21 protein-coding genes are annotated in these 20,467 nt (G+C 64.4%); 7 read left to right on the top strand and 14 right to left on the bottom strand.

Annotated features, from left to right (window positions below; genetic code table 11):
• Positions 1-241: 241 nt before the first annotated feature.
• Entirely contained in the window at positions 242-1,429 is a 1,188-nt protein-coding gene (locus tag KHN96_RS13780; protein WP_045787498.1) for an acetylornithine transaminase, read from the top strand.
• Positions 1,430-1,504: 75 nt separating this feature from the next.
• Here the strand turns inward: KHN96_RS13780 and KHN96_RS13775 are convergent, their stop codons facing one another.
• From KHN96_RS13775 to KHN96_RS13745, 7 genes are all read right to left on the bottom strand, one after another.
• Positions 1,505-2,221: an ABC transporter ATP-binding protein gene (locus KHN96_RS13775; protein ID WP_045787499.1), complete on the bottom strand. Its 717-nt coding sequence runs from the start codon at positions 2,219-2,221 to the stop codon at positions 1,505-1,507.
• A 17-nt stretch (positions 2,222-2,238) separates the two neighbouring features.
• Positions 2,239-3,015 carry an ABC transporter ATP-binding protein gene (locus KHN96_RS13770; protein WP_045787925.1) on the bottom strand — a complete coding sequence of 259 codons (777 nt, stop codon included), beginning with the start codon at positions 3,013-3,015 and terminating at the stop codon, positions 2,239-2,241.
• A 15-nt stretch (positions 3,016-3,030) separates the two neighbouring features.
• The gene (locus KHN96_RS13765; RefSeq protein ID WP_045787500.1) at positions 3,031-4,167 is read right to left on the bottom strand and encodes an ABC transporter permease subunit; all 1,137 of its coding nucleotides are present in this window, start codon (positions 4,165-4,167) and stop codon (positions 3,031-3,033) included.
• A gap of 13 nt (positions 4,168-4,180) precedes the next feature.
• Entirely contained in the window at positions 4,181-5,116 is a 936-nt protein-coding gene (locus KHN96_RS13760; RefSeq protein ID WP_045787501.1) for a branched-chain amino acid ABC transporter permease, read from the bottom strand.
• Positions 5,117-5,325: 209 nt separating this feature from the next.
• On the bottom strand, positions 5,326-6,534 hold the full coding sequence (locus KHN96_RS13755) for a branched-chain amino acid ABC transporter substrate-binding protein (protein WP_045787502.1): 1,209 nt from the start codon (positions 6,532-6,534) through the stop codon (positions 5,326-5,328).
• Positions 6,535-6,989: 455 nt separating this feature from the next.
• Entirely contained in the window at positions 6,990-7,964 is a 975-nt protein-coding gene (gene ispH, locus KHN96_RS13750) for a 4-hydroxy-3-methylbut-2-enyl diphosphate reductase (protein WP_045787503.1), read from the bottom strand.
• Positions 7,964-8,452, bottom strand: a complete 489-nt coding sequence (locus tag KHN96_RS13745) for an FKBP-type peptidyl-prolyl cis-trans isomerase (RefSeq protein WP_045787926.1) — start codon at positions 8,450-8,452, stop codon at positions 7,964-7,966. The genes ispH and KHN96_RS13745 overlap by 1 nt, the downstream gene beginning before the upstream one ends.
• Positions 8,453-8,557: 105 nt before the next feature.
• Between KHN96_RS13745 and radC the strand changes: the two genes are divergently transcribed.
• From radC to nadB, 4 genes are all read left to right on the top strand, one after another.
• The gene (radC, locus tag KHN96_RS13740) at positions 8,558-9,232 is read left to right on the top strand and encodes a RadC family protein (protein ID WP_115044067.1); all 675 of its coding nucleotides are present in this window, start codon (positions 8,558-8,560) and stop codon (positions 9,230-9,232) included.
• Between the two features lie 184 nt (positions 9,233-9,416).
• Entirely contained in the window at positions 9,417-9,650 is a 234-nt protein-coding gene (gene rpmB / locus KHN96_RS13735) for a 50S ribosomal protein L28 (protein ID WP_004631999.1), read from the top strand.
• Positions 9,651-9,663: 13 nt separating this feature from the next.
• Entirely contained in the window at positions 9,664-9,834 is a 171-nt protein-coding gene (gene rpmG, locus KHN96_RS13730; protein ID WP_003262397.1) for a 50S ribosomal protein L33, read from the top strand.
• Positions 9,835-10,022: 188 nt separating this feature from the next.
• Entirely contained in the window at positions 10,023-11,624 is a 1,602-nt protein-coding gene (nadB, locus tag KHN96_RS13725; RefSeq protein WP_062737871.1) for an L-aspartate oxidase, read from the top strand.
• A 3-nt stretch (positions 11,625-11,627) separates the two neighbouring features.
• Here nadB and nadC read toward each other — a convergent pair whose 3' ends face one another.
• From nadC to purN, 7 genes are all read right to left on the bottom strand, one after another.
• Entirely contained in the window at positions 11,628-12,515 is an 888-nt protein-coding gene (nadC, locus tag KHN96_RS13720) for a carboxylating nicotinate-nucleotide diphosphorylase (RefSeq protein ID WP_045787506.1), read from the bottom strand.
• Positions 12,512-13,660, bottom strand: coding sequence for a quinolinate synthase NadA (gene nadA / locus KHN96_RS13715; protein WP_045787507.1), 1,149 nt, complete (start codon positions 13,658-13,660; stop codon positions 12,512-12,514). The genes nadC and nadA overlap by 4 nt, the downstream gene beginning before the upstream one ends.
• Positions 13,661-13,844: 184 nt before the next feature.
• A complete protein-coding gene (locus tag KHN96_RS13710) occupies positions 13,845-15,035 on the bottom strand; it encodes a DesA family fatty acid desaturase (protein ID WP_045787508.1) in 1,191 nt (396 codons plus the stop codon).
• Between the two features lie 385 nt (positions 15,036-15,420).
• Complete coding sequence (locus KHN96_RS13705; protein ID WP_062737872.1) at positions 15,421-16,758, bottom strand: mechanosensitive ion channel family protein; 1,338 nt, start codon at positions 16,756-16,758, stop codon at positions 15,421-15,423.
• A 12-nt stretch (positions 16,759-16,770) separates the two neighbouring features.
• Positions 16,771-17,340: a phospholipase D family nuclease gene (locus tag KHN96_RS13700; protein WP_062737873.1), complete on the bottom strand. Its 570-nt coding sequence runs from the start codon at positions 17,338-17,340 to the stop codon at positions 16,771-16,773.
• Entirely contained in the window at positions 17,337-18,719 is a 1,383-nt protein-coding gene (locus tag KHN96_RS13695; RefSeq protein WP_045787511.1) for an RsmB/NOP family class I SAM-dependent RNA methyltransferase, read from the bottom strand. Before KHN96_RS13695 ends, KHN96_RS13700 begins: the two co-directional genes overlap by 4 nt.
• A complete protein-coding gene (purN, locus tag KHN96_RS13690; protein WP_045787512.1) occupies positions 18,716-19,366 on the bottom strand; it encodes a phosphoribosylglycinamide formyltransferase in 651 nt (216 codons plus the stop codon). Before purN ends, KHN96_RS13695 begins: the two co-directional genes overlap by 4 nt.
• On the opposite strand from purN, the gene KHN96_RS22930 reads away from it, so the two are divergent.
• Positions 19,350-19,481 carry a hypothetical protein gene (locus KHN96_RS22930; protein ID WP_258558487.1) on the top strand — a complete coding sequence of 44 codons (132 nt, stop codon included), beginning with the start codon at positions 19,350-19,352 and terminating at the stop codon, positions 19,479-19,481. The genes purN and KHN96_RS22930 overlap by 17 nt on opposite strands.
• 292 nt (positions 19,482-19,773) lie before the next feature.
• Positions 19,774-20,436 (top strand): response regulator transcription factor, encoded by a 663-nt coding sequence (locus KHN96_RS13685; RefSeq protein WP_045787513.1) that lies wholly within the window; start codon positions 19,774-19,776, stop codon positions 20,434-20,436.
• Positions 20,437-20,467: the final 31 nt, after the last annotated feature.

The raw sequence follows: 20,467 nt of genomic DNA, 5'->3' as shown, positions 1-20,467 counted from the left end.
TTTTGACTTGACATGGCATCCGTCTTATTCTTGCGCCTTATGAACCAGGCCCTGCACCTCCGACGCCGCCGTACGTTGCTCCCTTCGGGAAGCCGCGCGGCTGTCTGCTGATTGCATATCGGGTTCGCAGGATTCGACGATCACAAGGCCACGGGGCGACCCCCGTGGCCTTTGTCTTTTTCCCGCCGCTCTTTTCACGCTCTTTTCATTTCCTTGCCGCCTTTTTTCTGGAGCTTCTGCCATGGCGTTTGCTGACTACCCCGTCCAGTCCCTGATGTACATCACCAACCGGCCCGAGATCGTCTTCACCGAGGGCAAGGGCTCGTGGCTGACGGACCACAACGGCAAGCGATACCTGGACTTCGTGCAGGGCTGGGCCGTCAACTGCCTCGGCCACTCGAACGACGGCATGATCGAGGCGCTCAACACCCAGGCCAGGAAGCTCATCAACCCGAGCCCGGCGTTCTACAACGAGCCGATGGCCAAGCTGGCCGGCCTGCTGACCGCGCACAGCTGCTTCGACAAGGTGTTCTTCGCCAACAGCGGCGCCGAGGCCAACGAAGGCGCCATCAAGCTCGCGCGCAAGTGGGGCAAGAAGCATAAGAACGGCGCCTACCAGATCATCACGTTCGACCACAGCTTCCACGGCCGCACGCTCGCCACCATGAGCGCATCCGGCAAGGCAGGCTGGGACACCATCTTCGCGCCGCAAGTGCCGGGCTTCCCGAAGGCCATCCTGAACGACATCGCGTCGGTGGAAGCGCTGATCACCGATGAGACGGTCGGCGTGATGCTCGAGCCGGTGCAGGGCGAAGGCGGCGTGCTGCCAGCCACGCCAGAATTCATGCAGCAATTGCGCGCGCTGACCAAGAAGCACAAGATCCTGCTGATCGTCGATGAAGTACAGGCCGGTTGCGGCCGCTGCGGCACGCTGTTCGCCTACCAGCTCTCGAACATCGAGCCGGACATCATGACGCTCGGCAAGGGCATCGGCGGCGGCGTGCCGCTGTCGGCCCTGCTGTGCACCGATGAAGTCGCGAGCTTCGAAGCCGGCGACCAGGGCGGTACGTACAACGGCAACCCGCTCATGACGGCCGTCGGCTGCTCCGTCATCGAGCAGCTGCTGGCCCCGGGCTTCCTGGCCGGTGTGCAGGAGCGCGGTGCGTACCTGCGCACGCAGCTGCTGAAGCTGAGCGAAGAGTTTGGCCTGGCCGGCGAACGCGGTGAAGGCCTGCTCCGCGCCCTGCTGCTCGGCAAGGACATCGGCGGCCAGCTCGTCGAGGCCGCACGCGAGATGAACCCGACGGGCCTGCTGCTCAACGCCCCGCGCCCGAGCATCCTGCGCTTCATGCCCGCGCTGAACGTGACGACCGAAGAAATCGACACGATGATCGGCATGCTGCGTACGCTGCTGAAGGCGCACGCTTGAGCCTCGGCGCTCCACTGGCACAAAGAAAAAGCCCCGCAGACATCGCGGGGCTTTTTTGATGACGCTTCCGAACGCTTACTCGCCCAGATAGGCGGCACGCACCTTCGGGTCGTCGAGCATCTGCTTGGCATCGCCGCTCATGGTGATGAGACCCGAGTCCATCACGTAGCCGCGGTGCGCCGCCTGCAGCGCCAGGCGCGCGTTCTGCTCGACGAGCAGCACCGTCACGCCCTGCGCCGAGATGTCGCGCACGACCTCGAAGATCTTCTCCACCATGATCGGCGAGAGGCCCATCGACGGCTCATCGAGCAGCAGCAGCTTCGGCTGGCTCATCAGCGCGCGCGCCATGGCGAGCATCTGCTGCTCGCCGCCCGACATCGTGCCGGCCAGCTGGTTTGCACGTTCCTTCAGGCGCGGGAAGATGCCGAACATGCGGTCGATGTCCGCCTTGATCTGCGCATCGTCGCTGCGCGTGAAGGCGCCCATCTGCAGGTTCTCGGTGATGGTCATGCGCGCGAACACGCCGCGGCCTTCCGGCACCATCGCCAGGCCCTGCTTGAGCAGGTTGTAGCTCGGCACGCCCTTGATCGACTTGCCCAGATACTGCACGTCGCCGCCGGCCCAGCCCTGCAGGCCGGTGATGGCCTTCATGGTGGTCGTCTTGCCGGCGCCGTTGGCACCGATCAGCGTGACAAGCTCGCCTTCGCGGATCTCCAGATCCACACCCTTGACCGCCTGGATGCCGCCATAGGCAACCTTCAGGCCGTCGATCTTCAACATCACTGGTTTCATTGTTCCGTTCCTCCGCATCAGTGCGCCGATGCGCCGAGGTAGGCCTCGATCACGGCCGGGTTGCTCTGCACTTCCTGCGGCAGACCTTGTGCGATGACCTTGCCGTAGTCAAGCACGGTCAAGCGATTGCACAGGCCCATCACGAGCTTCACGTCGTGTTCGATCAGCAGGATGGTCTTGCCGTCGGAACGGATCTTGTCGAGCAGACCGCGGAGTTCGACCTTTTCAGTCGCGTTCATGCCGGCGGCCGGCTCGTCCAGGGCCAGCAGCTTGGGCTGCGTGGCCAGGGCGCGCGCGATCTCCAGACGACGCTGGTGGCCGTACGACAGGTTGCGCGCCGTGTAGTTGGCGTACTTCCCGATGCCGACGTAGTCGAGCAGGTCGTGCGCCCAGTCCTCGATCGACTGTTCTTCTTCACGGGCAGCCTTCGTGCGGAATACCGCGCCGACCAGGCCGGCCTTCGTGCGGACATGGCGGCCGACCATGACATTCTCGGCCGCGGTCATGTCCCCGAACAGGCGGATGTTCTGGAACGTGCGCGCGATACCGGCCTTGGCCACTTCGTGCACGGCGGTCGGCTGATACGGCGTGCCGCCCAGTACGAATTCACCGGAGTCCGGCGTGTACAGCCCGGTGATGACGTTGAAGAACGTCGTCTTGCCGGCGCCGTTCGGGCCGATCAGGCCGTAGATCTCGCCTTCGCGGATCTCCAGGTTCACATCGGACAGCGCCTGCAGGCCGCCGAAGCGCTTGCTCACTCCTCGAATCGAGAGGAGGACGTTGTTGTTGCTCATGTTGCGTGCCTCCAATCAGATGCGGGACAACCCACCGACCCGCGCCTTCTGCGGACGGTCTTCCTTGCGCGGCGAGGGCCACAGGCCCGCAGGGCGATACAGCATCACCACCACCATGGCCAGGCCGAAGAGCAACTGACGCAGCACTTCCGCTTCCACGATCACATGACCGAACAGCTTGTTCTGAAGCGGCTCAGCCAAGGCGCGCAGCAGTTCCTGGAAGCCCACCAGCAGGATGCCGCCCAGGATCACGCCCGGGATGTGGCCCATGCCGCCCAGCACCACGATCGCCAGGATGTAGATCGACTCCCACAGCACGAACGATTCCGGCGACACGAAGCCCTGGAACGATGCAAACATCGCCCCCGAGACGCCACCGAACGACGCACCCATCGCAAACGCCAGCAGCTTGATGTTGCGGGTGTTGATACCCATCGCCTTGGCAGCGATTTCATCTTCGCGGATGGCGACCCATGCACGACCGATCCGCGAGTTCTGCAGGCGCAGGCACACGATGATGATGATCGCGGCCAGGATCACGAACAGGTAGTAGTACATATAGACCGAGTCGAAGCGGATGCCGAAGAAATCATGGCGCTTCGAGAAGTCGAACCCAAAGATCTTGACCGGCTCGATCAGGTTGATGCCCTTCGGACCGTTGGTGATGTTCACCGGCCGGTCTAGGTTGTTCATGAAGATGCGGATGATCTCGCCAAAGCCCAGCGTCACGATGGCGAGGTAATCCCCGCGCAGCTTCAGGGTCGGCGCGCCCAGCAGGATGCCGAACAGCGCCGCAAGCCCCGCGCCCAGCGGAATCACCCACCACACCACCAAGTGCAGCCCGTTGGGGAACAGCTGGTGAACCCACTCGAACTGGGTGGACAGGTGCGGCGAGCCGAGCAGCGCCATCATGTACGCCCCCACCGCGTAGAACGCGATATAGCCCAGGTCGAGCAGGCCAGCAAAGCCCACGACGATGTTCAGGCCCAGGGCCAGCATGATGTAGAGCAGCGCGAAGTCCAGCACGCGCACCCAGTAGTTCCCGCCTGCGGCGCCCACGAGGAACGGCGCGAAGACAGCGAGGATCAGGAAGCCGTAAAGCGCGAGACGCGTTTTCTTCGGGGCCTTGAATTCGGTTGCAGTTTCAGTCATGGCGCTCCCCTTCTTATGCACGGTCCGCAACGCGTTCGCCCATGATGCCGGACGGCCGGAACAGCAGCACGCCGATCAGCACGATGAACGCGAAGACATCCTGGTAGTTCGAACCGAACACACCGCCAGTCAGATCACCGATATAGCCGGCACCCAGCGCCTCGATCAGGCCGAGCAGCACGCCGCCCACCATGGCGCCCGCCAGGTTGCCGATGCCACCCAGCACCGCGGCGGTAAACGCCTTCAGGCCAGGGATGAAGCCCATGTAGAAGTGGGCGTTGCCGTAGTTGGTCGCCATCATCACGCCAGCGACCGCCGCCATGGCAGCACCGATCATGAAGGTGGCGGAGATCACGAAGTTCGGATTGACGCCCATCAGGCCCGCCACACGCTGGTTCTCGGCGGTCGCGCGCATGGCGCGGCCGAGCTTGGTGCGGTTGACCAGCAGGATCAGCCCGATCATCACCAGGATCGACACCACGATGATGACGATTTCCTTGCCGGTGATGGTCGCACCCGTCGAGCCGATGTCGATCGGGTTCGAGGGCAGCAGTTGCGGGAAGGTCAGCGGGTTGCGTGACCAGATCATCATCGCCAGGGTCTGCAGCACGATCGACACGCCAATAGCGGTGATCAGTGGGGCCAGGCGCGGCGCATTGCGCAGCGGCCGGTAGGCGACCCGTTCAATCGTGTACGCGACGATGGCGCAAACCGGCATCGCAAACAGCAGCGCGAGCACCAGCGTCAGCCAGTCGGGCAAGTTGGGGAAGAACTTCTGGAGGAAGTTGATGGCGGTCAGCGCGGACATGGCGCCAATCATCAGGACGTCGCCGTGGGCGAAGTTGATGATGCCGAGAATACCGTAGACCATGGTGTAGCCCAGTGCGATCAGCGCGTAAATGCTGCCGAGCACCAGGCCGTTCACGATCTGCTGGATAAAGATATCCATGAGAACAGCTCCTGCTATGCCTTGCTTGTTGTAGGCGACGCGGTGGCGCGCCCGCAAGGTATGCGATCAATCGGATGGGTAAGGTGAGGTTGCTGGTAAGCGGCCTGCCGAACGCGCCCATGGTGAGGGCCTTGTGTAACTGGCGAGGCTATAAAAAACGGCACCGCAGGGGTGGGCGCGGTGCCGTTTCCAGGGCGGATGACCCTTGATTACATCTTCACAACGTCAAGAACGGTCTTCTTCTTGTCCTTGTAGTTGTACAGGGTGATGGAGCCTTCCTTCAGGTCACCCTTGTCGTCAAACGCGATGTTGCCGATCACGCCGTGATAGTTGGTTGCCGGCATGGCAGCCAGGATCTTGGCCGGATCGGTCGAGTTGGCACGCTTCATCGCATCGATGATCACGTTGACGGCGTCATACGTGAACGGGGCATAGATCTGCACCGGCGTGTTGAAGCGCGCTTGATATTTCTTCTCGAAGTCTGCGCCCTTCTCCATCTTCGACAGCGCCAGGCCCGCCTCCGAGCAGATGATGTTGTCGATGGCGTCGCCGGCCAGTTCGGCCACCTTGTCGGTACACACGCCGTCGCCGCCAACGATCTTGGCCGTGATGCCCAGTTCCTTGGCTTGCTTGGCGAACGGACCGCCGGTGGCGTCCATGCCGCCGTACATGATCACGTCCGGCTTCTTGCCCTTGATCTTGGTCAGAATGGCCTTGAAGTCGGTGGCCTTGTCGTTGGTGGCTTCCCGCGCCACCACGTTCATGCCGTCGGCCTTCGCGGTCTTCTCGAACTCGTCGGCCAGGCCCTTGCCATAAGCGGTCGCGTCGTCAACGATCGCCACGCTCTTGGCATTCAGGCTCTTGGCAGCGTAGTTCGCCAGTGCCGGACCTTGCTGCGCGTCGGTTGCCACCACGCGGTAGGTCGTCTTGAAGCCTTGCTTGGTGTAGTCGGGGTTGGTCGACGACGGCGAGATCTGCACGATGCCTGCATCGCTGTAGATCTTCGAGGCCGGGATCGAAACGCCCGAGTTCAGGTGGCCAACGACGGCAACGACGTGCTCGTCGACCAGCTTTTGCGCCACGGCGGTGCCGGTCTTCGGATCGGCCGCATCGTCTTCGCCCACCAGCTCCAGCTTGATCTTCTTGCCGTCGATGGTCAGGCCTTCCTTGTTGGCTTCTTCAACGGCCAGGCGTGCGCCGTTTTCATTGTCTTTGCCAAGGTGAGCAATACCGCCCGTGAGCGGAGCCGCGTGACCGATCTTGACGACGGTCTCGCCGCCGCCAGCAGCCGCGGCCGGAGCCGACGTTGCTGCGGGTGCAGCAGCCTGGTCTGCGGGCTTTTCCTCGTTCTTACCGCAAGCTGCTACGAGTGCCACGGCAGCCGCAAGCGGCAGAACTTTGGCAAACTTAATTTGCATGAGTGATCTCCTAGATCTCGCAAGAGCAAGGAGAGCGTCCTGCCTCCCGGCCGCTCCCCCCGCGCCGATTTGTTTCAATTTGAAACGCGCGCATTGTATCCCCTTTTTTTGCGGATGCAATACGCGTCGCAACAACGTTTTTTGCCGTAACCACGCCGTTTTACGGGGTTTCCCCAATGCACAAAAACGGGTGATTTCGCGCAGGCGAACACGAATGGCGGACGAGAAGATCAAGAAGCGTGCCAGAGCAGGGAAAACCCTGTCACCACGCGGCTTGCCGGGCGACATCCACAGTAAATCAAGGCTTGGCGGGTAGCGGGTCTCTTTTTGCGGCGCACAAAATGAAACAGCCACGCTCGATTGCGTGGCTGTCATTTATGAAAAAGCGCTCGATGCACCGCTTTGGCGCGCACTTCTTTAGGGCATTTTTTAAGTGGGCATTTACATAAACGCATTCAATTCATTTGAAGGCCCCTCGGAAGAGGGAAGGACATGTTTTCCTGGATTCCCTCCAGCGGTCGCACCGTCCGCGCGCCCAGCGCCTTGAGCCGATCGACGATCGACTGCGCCAGCTCCTCGGGCGCGGACGCCCCCGCCGTCAGGCCCACGCGGCGCTTGCCGGCCACCCATTCCGGTTTCACCTGTTCTGGGGTGTCCACCATGTAGGCCGGTACGCCCAGCTTTTCGGCCAGTTCGCGCAGGCGGTTGGAGTTCGAACTGTTCGGGCTGCCGACCACGATCACCACTTCGACCTGCGGCGCCATGAATTTCACCGCGTCCTGGCGATTCTGCGTGGCGTAGCAGATGTCCTGCTTCTTGGGCTCGTGCACAGCCGGAAAGCGCGCCTTGATGGCAGCGACGATCTCTTGCGTCTCATCCACCGACAGCGTCGTCTGCGTGACATACGCCAGCCGCGTCGGGTCCTTCACTGCAAGATGGGCAACGTCAGCCACCGATTCGACAAGCAGTATGCCGTCGTCGGCCTGCCCCATCGTCCCCTCGACTTCGGGATGGCCCTTGTGCCCGATCATGATGATCTCGAAGCCCTGCGCCCGCATCTTCGAGACTTCCACGTGCACCTTGGTGACCAGCGGGCAGGTCGCATCGAACACGCGCAGGCCGCGGGCCTGCGCCGCCTCACGCACAGCACGCGACACCCCGTGCGCGCTGAAGATGACCGTGCCGCCCACCGGCACGTCGTCGAGTTCCTGCACGAACACGGCGCCTTTGTTTCGCAGGTCGCTCACGACATAGGCGTTGTGGACGATCTCGTGACGCACATAAATCGGGGCGCCAAAAAGCTGCAGCGCCCGCTCGACGATTTCGATGGCGCGGTCCACCCCGGCGCAGAAGCCTCGCGGCTGCGCGAGCAGGACTTCGGCATCGGCTTGGGTGACAGGATCGACGGGCGCGTTCACGGTGGTGCTCATCACAGAATGCCGATCAGCTGGACTTCAAACACGATGGTCTGGCCGGCGAGCGGGTGGTTGAAATCGAACAGCGCGGAGGTCTCGCCCACTTCCTTGAGCACGCCGGCGTATTTGCCGCCGCTCGGGGCGTTGAATTCGACGAGATCGCCTGGCTGGTAATCCTCTTCAAAGGAGGAGTTTTCGCGCAGCGTGGCCAGCGACACGCGTTGCAGCAACTCCGGGTTGCGCGGCCCGAAGGCATGTTCGGGCGCAAGGCGGAACGTCGTCCGCTCCCCCTCGCGCATGCCGAGCAGCGCCTGCTCCAGCGTCGGCGCCAATTGGCCCTGGCCCAGCAGCAGCGTGGCGGGCTTGTCTCCGAACGTGGTCACGATGTCCGTGTCGTTCTCCAGCGCGATGCGGTAATGCAGCGTCAGATACGAATCCGGCCCAACCACCTTCACTTCGCCGCCTGGCGCCCCTTTGGGCGCGTCGTTCACCAAATTTTGCACGCTCAACCTGCTTGACCGAAAAGTAACCCGTTATTGTACGCCAGCCCTTTTCCCGGCCGCTGGCGTGGCGCGCGCCGCACGCAGCGGTCCACCGCGATCTCAACTATGGCAATCGTCGATTGGCCCGCCCACGAGCGGCCACGTGAAAAACTGCTCGCCCACGGCCCGGGCGCCCTGTCCGATGCGGAACTGCTGGCCATCTTCCTGCGCGTTGGCATGCCGGGCAAAAGCGCGGTCGACCTGGCCCGCGAGCTTCTCGCGCATTTCGGCTCGCTGAGGCGCCTTTGCCACGCCTCGCAACAGGAGTTCTCCTCGATCGACGGCATGGGGCCGGCCAAGTACGCGCAGCTGCACGCGCTGCTGGAGGTCGCGCGGCGCGCATTGAAGGAAGACATCAGCGTCGGCCTCACCTTCGAGTCGCCGCAAAGCGTGAAGGACTTCCTGCGCCTGACGCTCGGCCATCGCCCACACGAGGTGTTTGCCTGCCTGTTCCTTGACGTGCGGCACCGGTTGATCGCCTGGGAGGAGCTGTTTCGCGGCACGCTCACCGAAGCGCGCGTGTACCCGCGCGAGATCGCCAAGCGCGCTCTGCATCACAATGCCGCCGCCGTCATCCTGGCCCACAACCACCCCACTGGCCACGCCGAGCCGAGCGAAGCCGACGTCACGCTCACCCGCGAGCTCTGCAGGGCGCTGGCGCTGCTCGACGTCATCGTGCTGGACCACATGATCGTGGGCCGCACCACGGTTTACGGCTTTCTGGAGCACGGGAAGATGTAGCGCCGGCGCCGCACCACACGGCACGCAACGGCAATCCACGGATTGCGTTGATTTCACGGTGGTTTTGTGTGTATAATCCGCGTTTCGCTGAAGTGTCCCACCTCTACAGTGGCGCTGCGCATGGCTCAAGTCCTACGCGCCCGGTCGCAAACTGTAGTCATACGAATCAAGTTAGGAGTGCTCCATGGCACGCGTCTGTCAAGTGACCGGGAAAGCGCCGATGGTCGGCAATAACGTTTCCCACGCAAACAACAAGACCAAGCGCCGTTTTCTGCCGAACCTGCAGAATCGCCGCTTCTGGGTCGAATCCGAAAACCGCTGGGTGAGCCTGCGCGTCTCGAACGCTGGTCTGCGCCTGATCGATAAAAAAGGCATCGACGAAGTGCTCGTGGACCTGCGCGCACGCGGCGAAGTCTAATTAGGAGTTAAACATGGCCAGCAAAGGCGGACGCGACAAGATCAAGCTGGAATCGACCGCAGGTACGGGTCATTTCTACACGACCACCAAGAACAAGCGCACCAAGCCGGAAAAGATGGAGATCATGAAGTTCGATCCCGTCGCCCGCAAGCACGTCGCTTACAAGGAAACCAAGATCAAGTAATCCGCCACGGATTGCGCATCTGGCTTCCGCCCGTCCGGCACCATGCGGACCGGCACCGAAAACCCGCCTCATGGCGGGTTTTTTGTTGCGCGCCGCACGGTCAAACCGCGGTGTACACTGCTTCTCTTTCCGATTGACACGCGACTGCGCTACGCCCAGCCGCGTCTGCCCAGCCTCCCGCGTCTTCCATGAATTTCGATGTTGCCGTCGTCGGCAGTGGCCTGGCGGGCCTGACCGTCGCCCTGCACCTCGCCGATCACCGCCGCGTGGTCGTCATCAGCAAACGCAGCCTGCCGGAAGGCGCGAGCGATTGGGCACAGGGCGGCATTGCCGCCGTGCTCGACTCCGGCGACAGCCATGACGAGCACGTCGACGACACACTCATCGCAGGCGCAGGCCTGTGCGATGAGGCGGCCACGCGCTACATCGTCGAAAACGGACGCGAGGCCATCGAATGGCTGATCGGCCACGGCGTGCCCTTTACGCGCGACGAACAGGCCGAGCTCGGCTTCCACCTGACGCGCGAAGGCGGCCACCGCCACCGCCGGATCATCCACGCCGCCGACGCGACCGGCCATGCCGTGGTGACGACGCTGGTGGAAAAGGTGCGCAATCACCCGAACATCACGCTGCTGGAAGACCATTTCGCGATCGACCTCATTACCGATGCGAAGCTCGGCCTGCCTGGCATGCGCTGCCATGGTCTGTATGTGCTGGATGTGGCTTCGGGCCACGTCAAGACGCTCACCGCCAATCACACGGTGATGGCCACGGGCGGCGCGGGCAAGGTGTACCTGTATACGACGAATCCGGACACGGCCAGCGGCGATGGCATTGCCATGGCATGGCGCGCGGGCTGCCGCGTGGCCAACATGGAGTTCATCCAGTTCCACCCGACCTGCCTGTACCATCCGTTCGCCAAGTCCTTCCTGATCACGGAAGCGGTGCGCGGCGAAGGCGGCAAGCTGATCTTGCCCGATGGCACCCGCTTCATGCCCGCGCATGACGAACGCGCCGAACTCGCCCCGCGCGACATCGTCGCCCGCGCAATCGACTTCGAGATGAAGAAGCGCGGCCTGGACTGCGTCTATCTCGATATCAGCCACCAGAGCCCGGCCTTCCTCAAAGAGCATTTCCCGACAATCCTGGCGCGCTGCCTGGAGCTGGGCATCGACATCACCCGAGAGCCGATCCCGGTCGTGCCGGCGGCGCACTACACGTGCGGCGGCGTGGTGACGGATCACCTCGGCCGCACCGACATCGCCGGCCTGTACGCCGTGGGGGAGACGGCCTACACCGGCCTGCACGGGGCCAACCGGCTGGCCAGCAATTCGCTGCTGGAATGCATGGTCATCGGACGCGGCGCGGCGGAAGACATCCTTGCGCAGCCGCAATCGCACCCGACGTCGGTGCAGATTCCGGCTTGGGATGAAAGCCGCGTGACCGATGCCGACGAGGAAGTCGTCGTCTCGCACAACTGGGACGAACTGCGCCGCATGATGTGGAACTACGTCGGCATCGTCCGCACGAACAAGCGGCTGGAACGCGCGCAGCATCGCATTGCACTGCTGCGCGAAGAGATCACCGAGTACTACGCGAACTTCCGCGTGAGTCACGACCTGCTGGAACTGCGCAACCTCGTTGAAGTGGCCTCGCTCATCGTCGACAGCGCGCTGTCACGGCACGAGAGCCGTGGCCTGCATTTCTCGCGCGACTATCCCGAGACGCTGCCCAAGGCGCTGCCGACGGTCATGCAGCCGACGCATCGGCAGATCGCGCGCAAACGCTGAGGCCTATTCGACGATCCGCAGGGAATAGTCGGTGGCGCGCACGTCTTTCGTGAGCGCACCGACGGAGATGCGGTCCACGCCCGTTTCGGCAAACGCGCGGATCGTCTCGATGTTCACGCCGCCGGACACTTCCAGCAGCGCCCGCCCCGCCGTCAGGCGCACCGCCTCCCGCATCGCGGGCGTATCGAAGTTGTCGAGCAGCACGGACGTGGCGCCGGCTGCCAGCGCTTCTTCCAGCTGCGCGAGCGTTTCCACTTCCACCTGGATCGATACCCCGGCATTCAGCGCCTGGGCAGCACGCAAGGCCGCCGTCACACCACCGGCTGCAGCGATGTGGTTTTCCTTGATGAGGATGCCGTCGTACAGCGCGAGGCGCTGGTTCTCGCCGCCGCCAATGCGCACGGCATACTTCTGCGCAAGCCGCAGGCCGGGCAATGTCTTGCGCGTGTCCAGCACGCGCGCACGCGTACCGGCAATGGCTTGTGCGTAGCGCGACGTTGCGGTCGCCACACCGGAAAGCAGTTGCAGGAAATTCAGCGACGGACGCTCCGCCGTCAGCAACGAACGCGCAGGGCCTTCGATTTCGCACACCACGGAATCGGGCGCCATGCCATCGCCTTCGTGCTGGCGCCATGTCACACGCAGCGCCGGGTCGACGGCGTGCATGCACGCGTCGAACCAGGGCGTGCCGCACAGCACGGCGTACTCGCGCACAATCACGCGCGCGCGCGCATGCCTGTCTGCGGGGACGAGCAAGCCCGTGCGGTCGCCCGTGCCGACATCCTCCGCAATCGCTGCAGCCACGTTGGCAGCCAGCGCCTCGCGCAGTGCCGCGCCGAAGCTGTCGAAAATCGCCTGCGCGGTGCTGCCGTTCATCTGGGTCGCCGTCATGCCGGGCCAATTCCTTGGAAGAGTTGTGCATTGGCCGCCAGATCGCCGTGCGGCCGGACGGCGGCTTTCTCGCGTGCGGCAAAGTCGAGCATGCGGTCGATGCAGACCACGGCCTGCCGGGCTGTCGCCGGGTCGACGTGGATTTCGTTGCGGCCGGTCTCCAGCACCTCGGCCAGGTTCGTGAGCGCGTTCATCGCCATCCACGGGCAGTGCGCGCAGCTCTTGCAGGTGGCGGCATTGCCGGCGGTCGGCGCTTCGATGAAGCGCTTGCCGGGCGCGGCCATGCGCATCTTGTGCAGGATGCCGTTGTCCGTCGCGACGATGAACTCGTTGGCCGACAGCGACTGCGCAGCCGCAATCAATTGCGACGTCGAGCCCACCACATCGGCCTGCGCCACCACGGATTCGGGCGATTCCGGGTGCACGAGGATCTTCGCGTTCGGGTGTTCGGCACGCAGCAGGTCCAGTTCCACGCCCTTGAACTCGTCGTGGACGAGGCACGAGCCCTGCCACATCAGCATGTCGGCGCCGGTCTGCTTCTGGATGTAGCTGCCGAGATGCCGGTCCGGGGCCCACAGGATCTTGTTGCCCTGCGCGTGCAGATGCTGCACGATCTTCAGCCCGATGGACGAAGTGACCATCCAGTCGGCTCGCGCCTTCACGGCCGCGCTGGTATTCGCATAGACGACGACGGTGCGATCCGGATGCGCGTCGCAGAATGCGGCAAATTCGTCCGGCGGACAGCCCAGGTCCAGTGAACACGTGGCGTCCAGGTCGGGCATCAGCACGGTCTTCTCGGGGCTCAGTATCTTGGCCGTCTCGCCCATGAAGCGCACGCCTGCGACCACCAGCGTCTTGGCGGAATGGTCGCGGCCGAAACGCGCCATCTCCAACGAGTCGGACACGCAGCCGCCGGTCTCTTCGGCGAGGTCCTGCAGGTCGGCGTCGACGTAGTAATGCGCGACGAGTACCGCCTCGCGCTCCTTGAGCAGCCGCTTGATGCGGGCCTTCAGCCCATCGCGCTCCTCGCGCGACAGCGCCGGCGGCACTTTCGCCCATGCGTGGGCGACACAGCTCGCGCCGGATTGCGTCTCGGCCAGCATGTCCGGGCGCTCGAATTCAACCGTCTTGATGTGGGTTTCCATGGTGGTCTCCGCGTCCGTTCCTGCCGTTAAGGCGTCAGAAAGGTGGCGTGGCAATGAAACGGACGGCGTGTGAGGAGGACTCGCGCCGCGATGCTTTGCCGCAGCTTAAGAATGTGAATTGGGGCAGTTTACCCAAAAGAAAAGCCCCGCTGCGGAGCGGGGCTTCACCTATGAAACAGAAAAGTCAGGCGTAGCGGCGCAGGCGCACAGCGAATTCCTGGAGCGCGTGGATGCCGCTTTCCTCGGCGCGCTTGCACCAGTCCTGCAGTTGATGCAGCAGCTGCTCGCGCGTAGCGTTCGAACGGCTCCACAGCGCGCCCAGTTCGCGGCGCATCTCCACGAACGTGTGCAGCGACGAATGGTCCGAGACGATCTGCGAAAGCTGCTCGCGTTGCGGCGGGCCGAGCTTGGTCTCGTCGCGGTGGAACCACTTGCGGGCCGGCTTCAGCGCACGGTATTCGACATCGCGCGACGCCTTGAGCTTGGCCAGCTCCTGGCGATAGGCCGCCTTGACGGTCTTGGCGTAGCGCGCCATCACGTCATAACGGTTGGCGATGATGGCTTCCAGCGTGTTCTGGTCGACCGGTTTGACGTCGCCAAAACGTGCCTTGGGCGCCACCTTCTTGACCTTGGCCAACCCAACCATTTCCAGCGCACGGATGTAGCCCCAGCCGATGTCGAACTCGTACCACTTGACCGAGAACTTGGCCGACGTGGCGTACGTATGGTGGTTGTTGTGCAGTTCTTCGCCGCCGATGATGATGCCCCACGGCGACACGTTGGTCGAAGCGTCTTCGCACTCGAAGTTGCGATAGCCCCAGTAGTGGCCCAGGCCGTTGATGATGCCGGCAGCGTGGATGGGAATCCACAGCATCTGCACGGCCCACACCGTCAGGCCGATCGCGCCGAACATCACGACGTCGAGGATCAGCATCAGGCCGACACCCTGCCACGTGAACTTCGAATACACGTTGCGCTCGATCCAGTCGTCGGGCGTGCCGTGGCCGAACTTCTGGATCGTTTCCTTGTTCTTGGCCTCGGCCCGGTAGAGTTCGGCGCCCTCGAGCAGCACCTTGCGGATGCCTCGCGTTTGCGGGCTGTGCGGATCGTCTTCGGTTTCGCACTTGGCGTGGTGCTTGCGGTGAATGGCCGTCCACTCCTTGGTGACCATGCCGGTGGTCAGCCAGAGCCAGAACCGGAAGAAATGTCCAGCGATGGGATGCACGTCCAGCGCCCGGTGCGCCTGGCAGCGGTGCAGGAAAATCGTCACGCTCGCGATGGTGATGTGCGTCACCACCAGCGTAAAAATCAGGATTTGCCACCAGGCCCAGTCCAGGGTGCCGTTGGCAAGGAAATTCAGAAGAGAGTCGATCAAAGTGTTCTCCGTGGTCAACTCGGGTGATTGAAGCAGCCTGGGTCGATAGCGCCATTGCTGCCTCGTCAGGCCATCCGCTGTCGCACGGTGGCGACAGTGGGGTCGTGTTGGCGGAGATTCGGGTGTTGGCACCCGGCTTGCGCGTCACATCGGCGAACTCTCCGGCTGCCGGTCATATGACCTCCGCCCCTGCGCAATGCAAGGCTTTCGCGGCAATGCGTCGCAAGCTTCAGGCCATTGCGACGGCCGCCTGATCCTTCGGGGGAACATCCGGCATTTTAACCGAAGACCCCCTCTACTCCATGGGGGAAAACCGTGAGTTTGACCCTGAGCAAGGGCGCACCGTTCCGCACCGGGATGTGTTAAAGCCGGGCACCCAGGCGCCTCATGCATCACCCGCCGATAAGCTATCCCCAGCCACGGGCCCCAGCACGCGCACTTCCCGCTGCGGGTATGGAATGTCGATCCCCGCCTCCTTGAAGCGCCGATAGATCGCCCGATTCAGATCGGACTGCACACCGAGCTTGCCGTTGTGCGGATCGTTGATCCACACGCCCAGTTCGTACTCGATGCCGCTGTCGCCGAACAGCGCGAGGAACGCGGCGGGCGCCGGATCTGCGAGTACGCGAGGAATGCCCTCGGCGCACTGGACCAGCAAGGCCAGCACGGTCTCGGGGTCTGCCGCATACGAGGCCTGCACCCGCACCGCCACACGGACGGTGCCGCGCTCGTTATGGTTCTGCACGGCCTGCGCGACCATCAACTCATTCGGCACGAGTGTGTCGCCGTCGCCGTTGCGCACGACGGTGTAGCGCGTGCGGATCTGCGTGACGATGCCGGTGTAGCTGCTGACCGTGATCTGGTCGCCCAGCTTGAGCGAGCGCTCGAGCAGGATGATGAAGCCCGACACATAGTTGCTCGCGATCTTCTGCAGGCCCAGGCCCAGCCCCACACCCAGCGCGCCGCCAAACACCGACAGCACCGTCAGGTCGATGCCGACCAGCGACAGGCTCAGCAGCAGCGACACCAGGAGCAACATCGCCTTGGTCACGCGCGACAGCACCACCTTGAGGTTGGCGTCGAGCGCCGTGGCGCGGGTGATGCGGCTGTCAAGCCAGGAGCCGAACCACATCGCCACGAGCACCGTGACGAGAATCCACACGACGCCCATGAGCAAGGCGGCGAGGCTGACCTTCTGCTTGCCGCCCAGCGCAAAGCGGATGCCCTCGAGGTAATCGACCACGTCGCCCAGCACACCGAGCACGTAGAGCACCATGCCGATCCACATGAGCGTTGTGAGCACGCGCTCGGCCAGCACGAGCATGCCGTGCAGCTCGCCGTTGGCCGACAACACGCGGCGCAGCACATAGAAGCCCAGGTAGAGCACCGCCAGCCCGAAGAGCGGCACCGCCGCGAGCCGGAATACGCTGATCGGCATGGTGCCGACCAGCGCGTAACGGGCCCCGAGCACCAGCAGCCAGCCGATCAGCGGGAACATCGCCCGCTCCAGGCTCGACCACGCAAAGCGCAGCGCGAAGGTCTCGTTCACGTGGCGCGCATGCAGGCGCCGCGCGATCGAGCGGGCCATGAGCCAGGCCGCGCCGAGCAGCAGCACGAGCACGCCCAGCTGCCAGATAAAGCGCGGGCCGCCCAGGTCGGCGACAATGTCGTCGATCATGTGGCCCAGCGCGAGGTGGCTCAGGTTCTGTGGCAATCCGTTCATTCGGCCGACACGTTATTGCGTTCGATAAGGCAGGGCGTCGCCCGCGTGCTTCTGCCAGTTGGCGGCATAGCGCTGGGCGAGATCGGCGTCGCCGCGCACGATCAGGACGTTCTCGGCATTGCCGCGCTGCGCCGTCTGCGTGAAGTTGAAGCTGCCCGTCACGAGCACCGGGCGGGCGCCGCGCGGGTCGATCACGATGACCTTGTTGTGCGCGTTCTTGTAGCGCACTTCCAGCCACACGGGAATGCCGGCATTGGCGATTTCCGGCACGCGGCTGCCGTTGGCGCGCATCATCTGTTCGCGGTCGGCCAGCACCCGCACATCGACGCCGCGCTGATGCGCCGCCAGCAGCGCGCGCACGATCGCCTTGTTTGACAGCAGGTAGGCCTGCACCAGCACCTGCTCGCGCGCCTGGTCGATGGCGTCCGCGAGCAGGCTCTCGATATCGTCATCGGGCGTGAAGGCGGCCTGCACCGTACCTTTGGCCGGCAGAACCGGTGGTGTGCTGCGGGCCTGGGCGAGGCCGGTGCCACTGAATGCAAGCGCAGCGGCCAGCAGCAGACCGACTTGGCGTGCGGTCATGCGCGGCGCTCCAGTACGGCCGCGAAGAAGCCGTCGGTCTGGTGCACGTGCGGATACAGCTCCAGGTAAGGGCCCATCTCGAGCGCGATCTTCTGGGCCGCCAGCACCTCGCCGGCAGGCACGAGCACGAAGTCTTCATGCGCGGCCAGGAACTGCTCGACCACCTGCTGGTTCTCGCGCGCCAGCACGCTGCACGTTGCGTAGACGAGGCGGCCGCCCGGCTTGAGGAGCCGCGCCGCGGAGTCCAGAATCGACCGCTGCTTGGCTGACATCTCTTCCACGGCCCGCGCGGATTGCCGCCATTTCAGGTCCGGATTGCGGCGCAGCGTGCCGAGCCCGCTGCACGGTGCGTCGACCAGCACGCGGTCGATCTTGCCCGCCAGGCGCTTGACCTTGGCGTCGTGCTCGCTGTCGATCCGGCTCGGATGCACATTGGACAAGCCGCTGCGCGCCAGACGCGGGCCCAGGTTCGACAGGCGCTTCTCCGATACGTCAAATGCGTACAGCCGCCCCGTCGAGCGCATCGCCGCACCGATCGCCAGCGTCTTGCCGCCCGCGCCCGCGCAGAAATCGACCACCATCTCGCCGCGCTTGGGCGCCAGGAGCTGGCACAGCAGCTGGCTGCCTTCGTCCTGCACTTCGACGGTGCCGTTGGTGAAGATCTCGAGCTTGTTCAGCGCCGGCTTGCCCGCCAGGCGAATGCCCACCGGCGACAGCGGTGCCGCGGCGCCCTCGATGCCGGCCTCGGCCAGCGTCGCCAGCACCGTGTCTCGATCGCCCTTGAGCGTGTTGACGCGCAGGTCCAATGGCGCGGGATTGAGCCACGCCTCGGCAAGGGCCTCGGTAAATTCCGCACCGTGCTGCGCAACCAGGGCGTCAAAGAGCCAGTCGGGCAGGTTGGCTCGCACACGGGGCGCCAGCGCAGCGCGGTCGCGCAGTTGCCAGCGGTCGAGCCACTCGGCTTCCGCGGGATTCAGGAACGGCGCGATCGCTTCACGTCCTGCGGTCTGCACGAGGCCGAGCAGCGCGAGGCGGCGGCGCGCCGGCCCCGAACCGCTTTCGGCGAACTGGCCAAATTCGTTCTTTCGGCGCAGCACGGCAAAGGCCGCCTCGGCGACGATGCCGCGCTCGCGGTGGCCGAGTTCGTGGTGCTCACGGAAGTACTGGCTGACCACCATGTCGGCCGGTGCAGCAAAGTGCAGCAGGCGGGCGAGCACCTTGTCCAGGTGCTCAAGATGGCTGCCGTGCACGCCCGTGCGCGGGCGCGGCGTACGTTGGGCCGGCTTGCCTTGCGGTGCCCGGTACCAGCCACCGCCCCCCGAACCCGAACGCTTGCTACCCGACCCCCCATTGCGCGGCCGCTGGCGATCCTGGCTCATGCAGCCTCCCGGGCATCGGCCCCGATCACGAGTTGTGGAGCGTCCGGCGAAACACGCACCACGCCGTTCTGCACACTCAGCCGGTCTTCGACAAACCAGCGCACGGCGCGCGGATAGATCACGTGCTCCTGCGTGAGCAGCCGCGCGGCGAGCGACTGCGGCGTGTCGTCCTGGCGCACGTCGATGATGGCCTGCAGCACGATCGGACCGTGATCCAGATCCGCGGTCACGAAATGGACGGTCGCGCCATGCACCTTCACGCCCATGGCCAGCGCCGCCTCATGCGTATGCAGACCAGGGAAGCACGGCAGCAGCGACGGATGGATGTTCAGCATGCGTCCGGCGTAATGCTTCACGAAGCCGGGCGTGAGAATGCGCATGAAGCCCGCCAGCACGACCAGATCAGGCGAGTAGCCGTCGATGGCCTGCGCCAGCGCAGCATCGAAGTGCTCGCGGTCGGCAAACGTCTTGTGATCGACCACCGCCGTGGCGATGCCGTGCGACGCGGCAAATTTAAGTCCGGCCGCATCGGGCCGATTAGAAATGACGGCGGCAATGCGCGCCTGCCAGCCTTCTGCCTGGCAAGCCCGCACGATGGCTTCCATATTGGAGCCCCGCCCGGAAATGAGAATGACGATGTTTTTCATCGCGGCATTTTATCAAGTGCGCCGCAGTTCGCCGGAGAAAATCCGGTGCGGCGCTTGGCAAGCCCGCGTCACGCGGCTTTCCGGCGTACCGTGGCATTTTGCCGACGGCGCGTAGCAAAAAGCTCGCCGCATCCCAAAAATGGAGGGTGCAACCGTTGGCGTGCGATGGCGCGCTCTGATAATCTCAACACCATAATTGCCCGCACACCCGGGGGGGTCCGGTGTGCCGTCAGCGACGACTGGAAGTCCCTTGCGGCGTTCCGGCATCTTCGCTGCAACACTGCGCGGGCAATAACCGTGAAAGCCGATCGGCCGTGGGCGACCCAGCCCGGCCCGCCGGCCACCGCCCGCGCCGGGTCGGCACGCGTACAACAACAAGAGGGCCTTGCCCTCACCGGGGAATAAGAATGACGAGCTCGCTGCGTAGCCTGCTGGTGGTCGACGACCACCCCCTCGCCTTGTCTGGCACGACCACGTTTCTCGCGCACGCCTTGCCTGAAGTCCAGGTGCACGCAGCAATCGGCCGCCGCCAGGCGCTGGCGCTGGTGGACGAAGGCGTCCGGCCCGACGTGGTGCTGCTCGACGTCTGGCTCTCCGACTGCACCGGCTTCGACGCCATGCGCGAGCTGCGCGGCAAGCTGCCCGAAGCGCGCTTTGCCTTCATGTCGGCTGAGAACACGCCGGAGATCGTCGCCAAGGCACAGGCGCTGGGCGCCATCGGCTTCATCGGCAAGCACGCCGATGCCCATGCGTTTTCGAAGGCCGTGGCCGGCATCTTCAGCGGCGATGCGTCGTTCCCGTCGGAAGACGACATGGGCGGCAGCAACAAAGGAGGCGCCTCCCACGGCATCCCGATCACGCCGGCAGAACTCGGCCTGACGCCGCGCCAGGGTTCTGTGCTCGCGCTGTTGCTTGAAGGACTGCCCAATAAATCGATCGCCCGCCAGCTGGGCCTGACGGAGAACACCGTCAAGGAACACGTCTCGGCGATCCTGCAGCGGCTGGGCGTGCGCACGCGCATCCAGATCATCTCGCGCATGGAGCGCTTCCGCCTGACGGGCGCGGCCTGATTTGCGCGGCGCCGCATCCGACGGCGCCGGC

This window comes from Ralstonia mannitolilytica, from assembly GCF_905397375.1.
In the GTDB taxonomy this organism is placed as follows: domain Bacteria; phylum Pseudomonadota; class Gammaproteobacteria; order Burkholderiales; family Burkholderiaceae; genus Ralstonia; species Ralstonia mannitolilytica.
Note: the sequence above shows the minus strand (reverse complement) of the source record. Positions and strands in the feature narration are given on the sequence as shown.

Bases quoted from the DNA above. Each gene is read 5' to 3' on its own strand.
- nadA (WP_045787507.1), bottom strand. From the start codon at position 13,660: ATGGAAACCCACATCAAGACGGTTGAATTCGAGCGCCCGGACATGCTG.
- KHN96_RS13780 (WP_045787498.1), top strand. From the start codon at position 242: ATGGCGTTTGCTGACTACCCCGTCCAGTCCCTGATGTACATCACCAAC.
- KHN96_RS13700 (WP_062737873.1), bottom strand. From the start codon at position 17,340: ATGACCGCACGCCAAGTCGGTCTGCTGCTGGCCGCTGCGCTTGCATTC.
- nadB (WP_062737871.1), top strand. From the start codon at position 10,023: ATGAATTTCGATGTTGCCGTCGTCGGCAGTGGCCTGGCGGGCCTGACC.
- rpmB (WP_004631999.1), top strand. From the start codon at position 9,417: ATGGCACGCGTCTGTCAAGTGACCGGGAAAGCGCCGATGGTCGGCAAT.
- KHN96_RS13695 (WP_045787511.1), bottom strand. From the start codon at position 18,719: ATGAGCCAGGATCGCCAGCGGCCGCGCAATGGGGGGTCGGGTAGCAAG.
- ispH (WP_045787503.1), bottom strand. From the start codon at position 7,964: ATGAGCACCACCGTGAACGCGCCCGTCGATCCTGTCACCCAAGCCGAT.
- KHN96_RS13755 (WP_045787502.1), bottom strand. From the start codon at position 6,534: ATGCAAATTAAGTTTGCCAAAGTTCTGCCGCTTGCGGCTGCCGTGGCA.
- KHN96_RS13760 (WP_045787501.1), bottom strand. From the start codon at position 5,116: ATGGATATCTTTATCCAGCAGATCGTGAACGGCCTGGTGCTCGGCAGC.
- purN (WP_045787512.1), bottom strand. From the start codon at position 19,366: ATGAAAAACATCGTCATTCTCATTTCCGGGCGGGGCTCCAATATGGAA.
- KHN96_RS13770 (WP_045787925.1), bottom strand. From the start codon at position 3,015: ATGAGCAACAACAACGTCCTCCTCTCGATTCGAGGAGTGAGCAAGCGC.
- KHN96_RS22930 (WP_258558487.1), top strand. From the start codon at position 19,350: ATGACGATGTTTTTCATCGCGGCATTTTATCAAGTGCGCCGCAGTTCG.
- rpmG (WP_003262397.1), top strand. From the start codon at position 9,664: ATGGCCAGCAAAGGCGGACGCGACAAGATCAAGCTGGAATCGACCGCA.
- nadC (WP_045787506.1), bottom strand. From the start codon at position 12,515: ATGACGGCGACCCAGATGAACGGCAGCACCGCGCAGGCGATTTTCGAC.
- KHN96_RS13765 (WP_045787500.1), bottom strand. From the start codon at position 4,167: ATGACTGAAACTGCAACCGAATTCAAGGCCCCGAAGAAAACGCGTCTC.
- KHN96_RS13685 (WP_045787513.1), top strand. From the start codon at position 19,774: ATGACGAGCTCGCTGCGTAGCCTGCTGGTGGTCGACGACCACCCCCTC.
- KHN96_RS13705 (WP_062737872.1), bottom strand. From the start codon at position 16,758: ATGAACGGATTGCCACAGAACCTGAGCCACCTCGCGCTGGGCCACATG.
- KHN96_RS13775 (WP_045787499.1), bottom strand. From the start codon at position 2,221: ATGAAACCAGTGATGTTGAAGATCGACGGCCTGAAGGTTGCCTATGGC.
- radC (WP_115044067.1), top strand. From the start codon at position 8,558: ATGGCAATCGTCGATTGGCCCGCCCACGAGCGGCCACGTGAAAAACTG.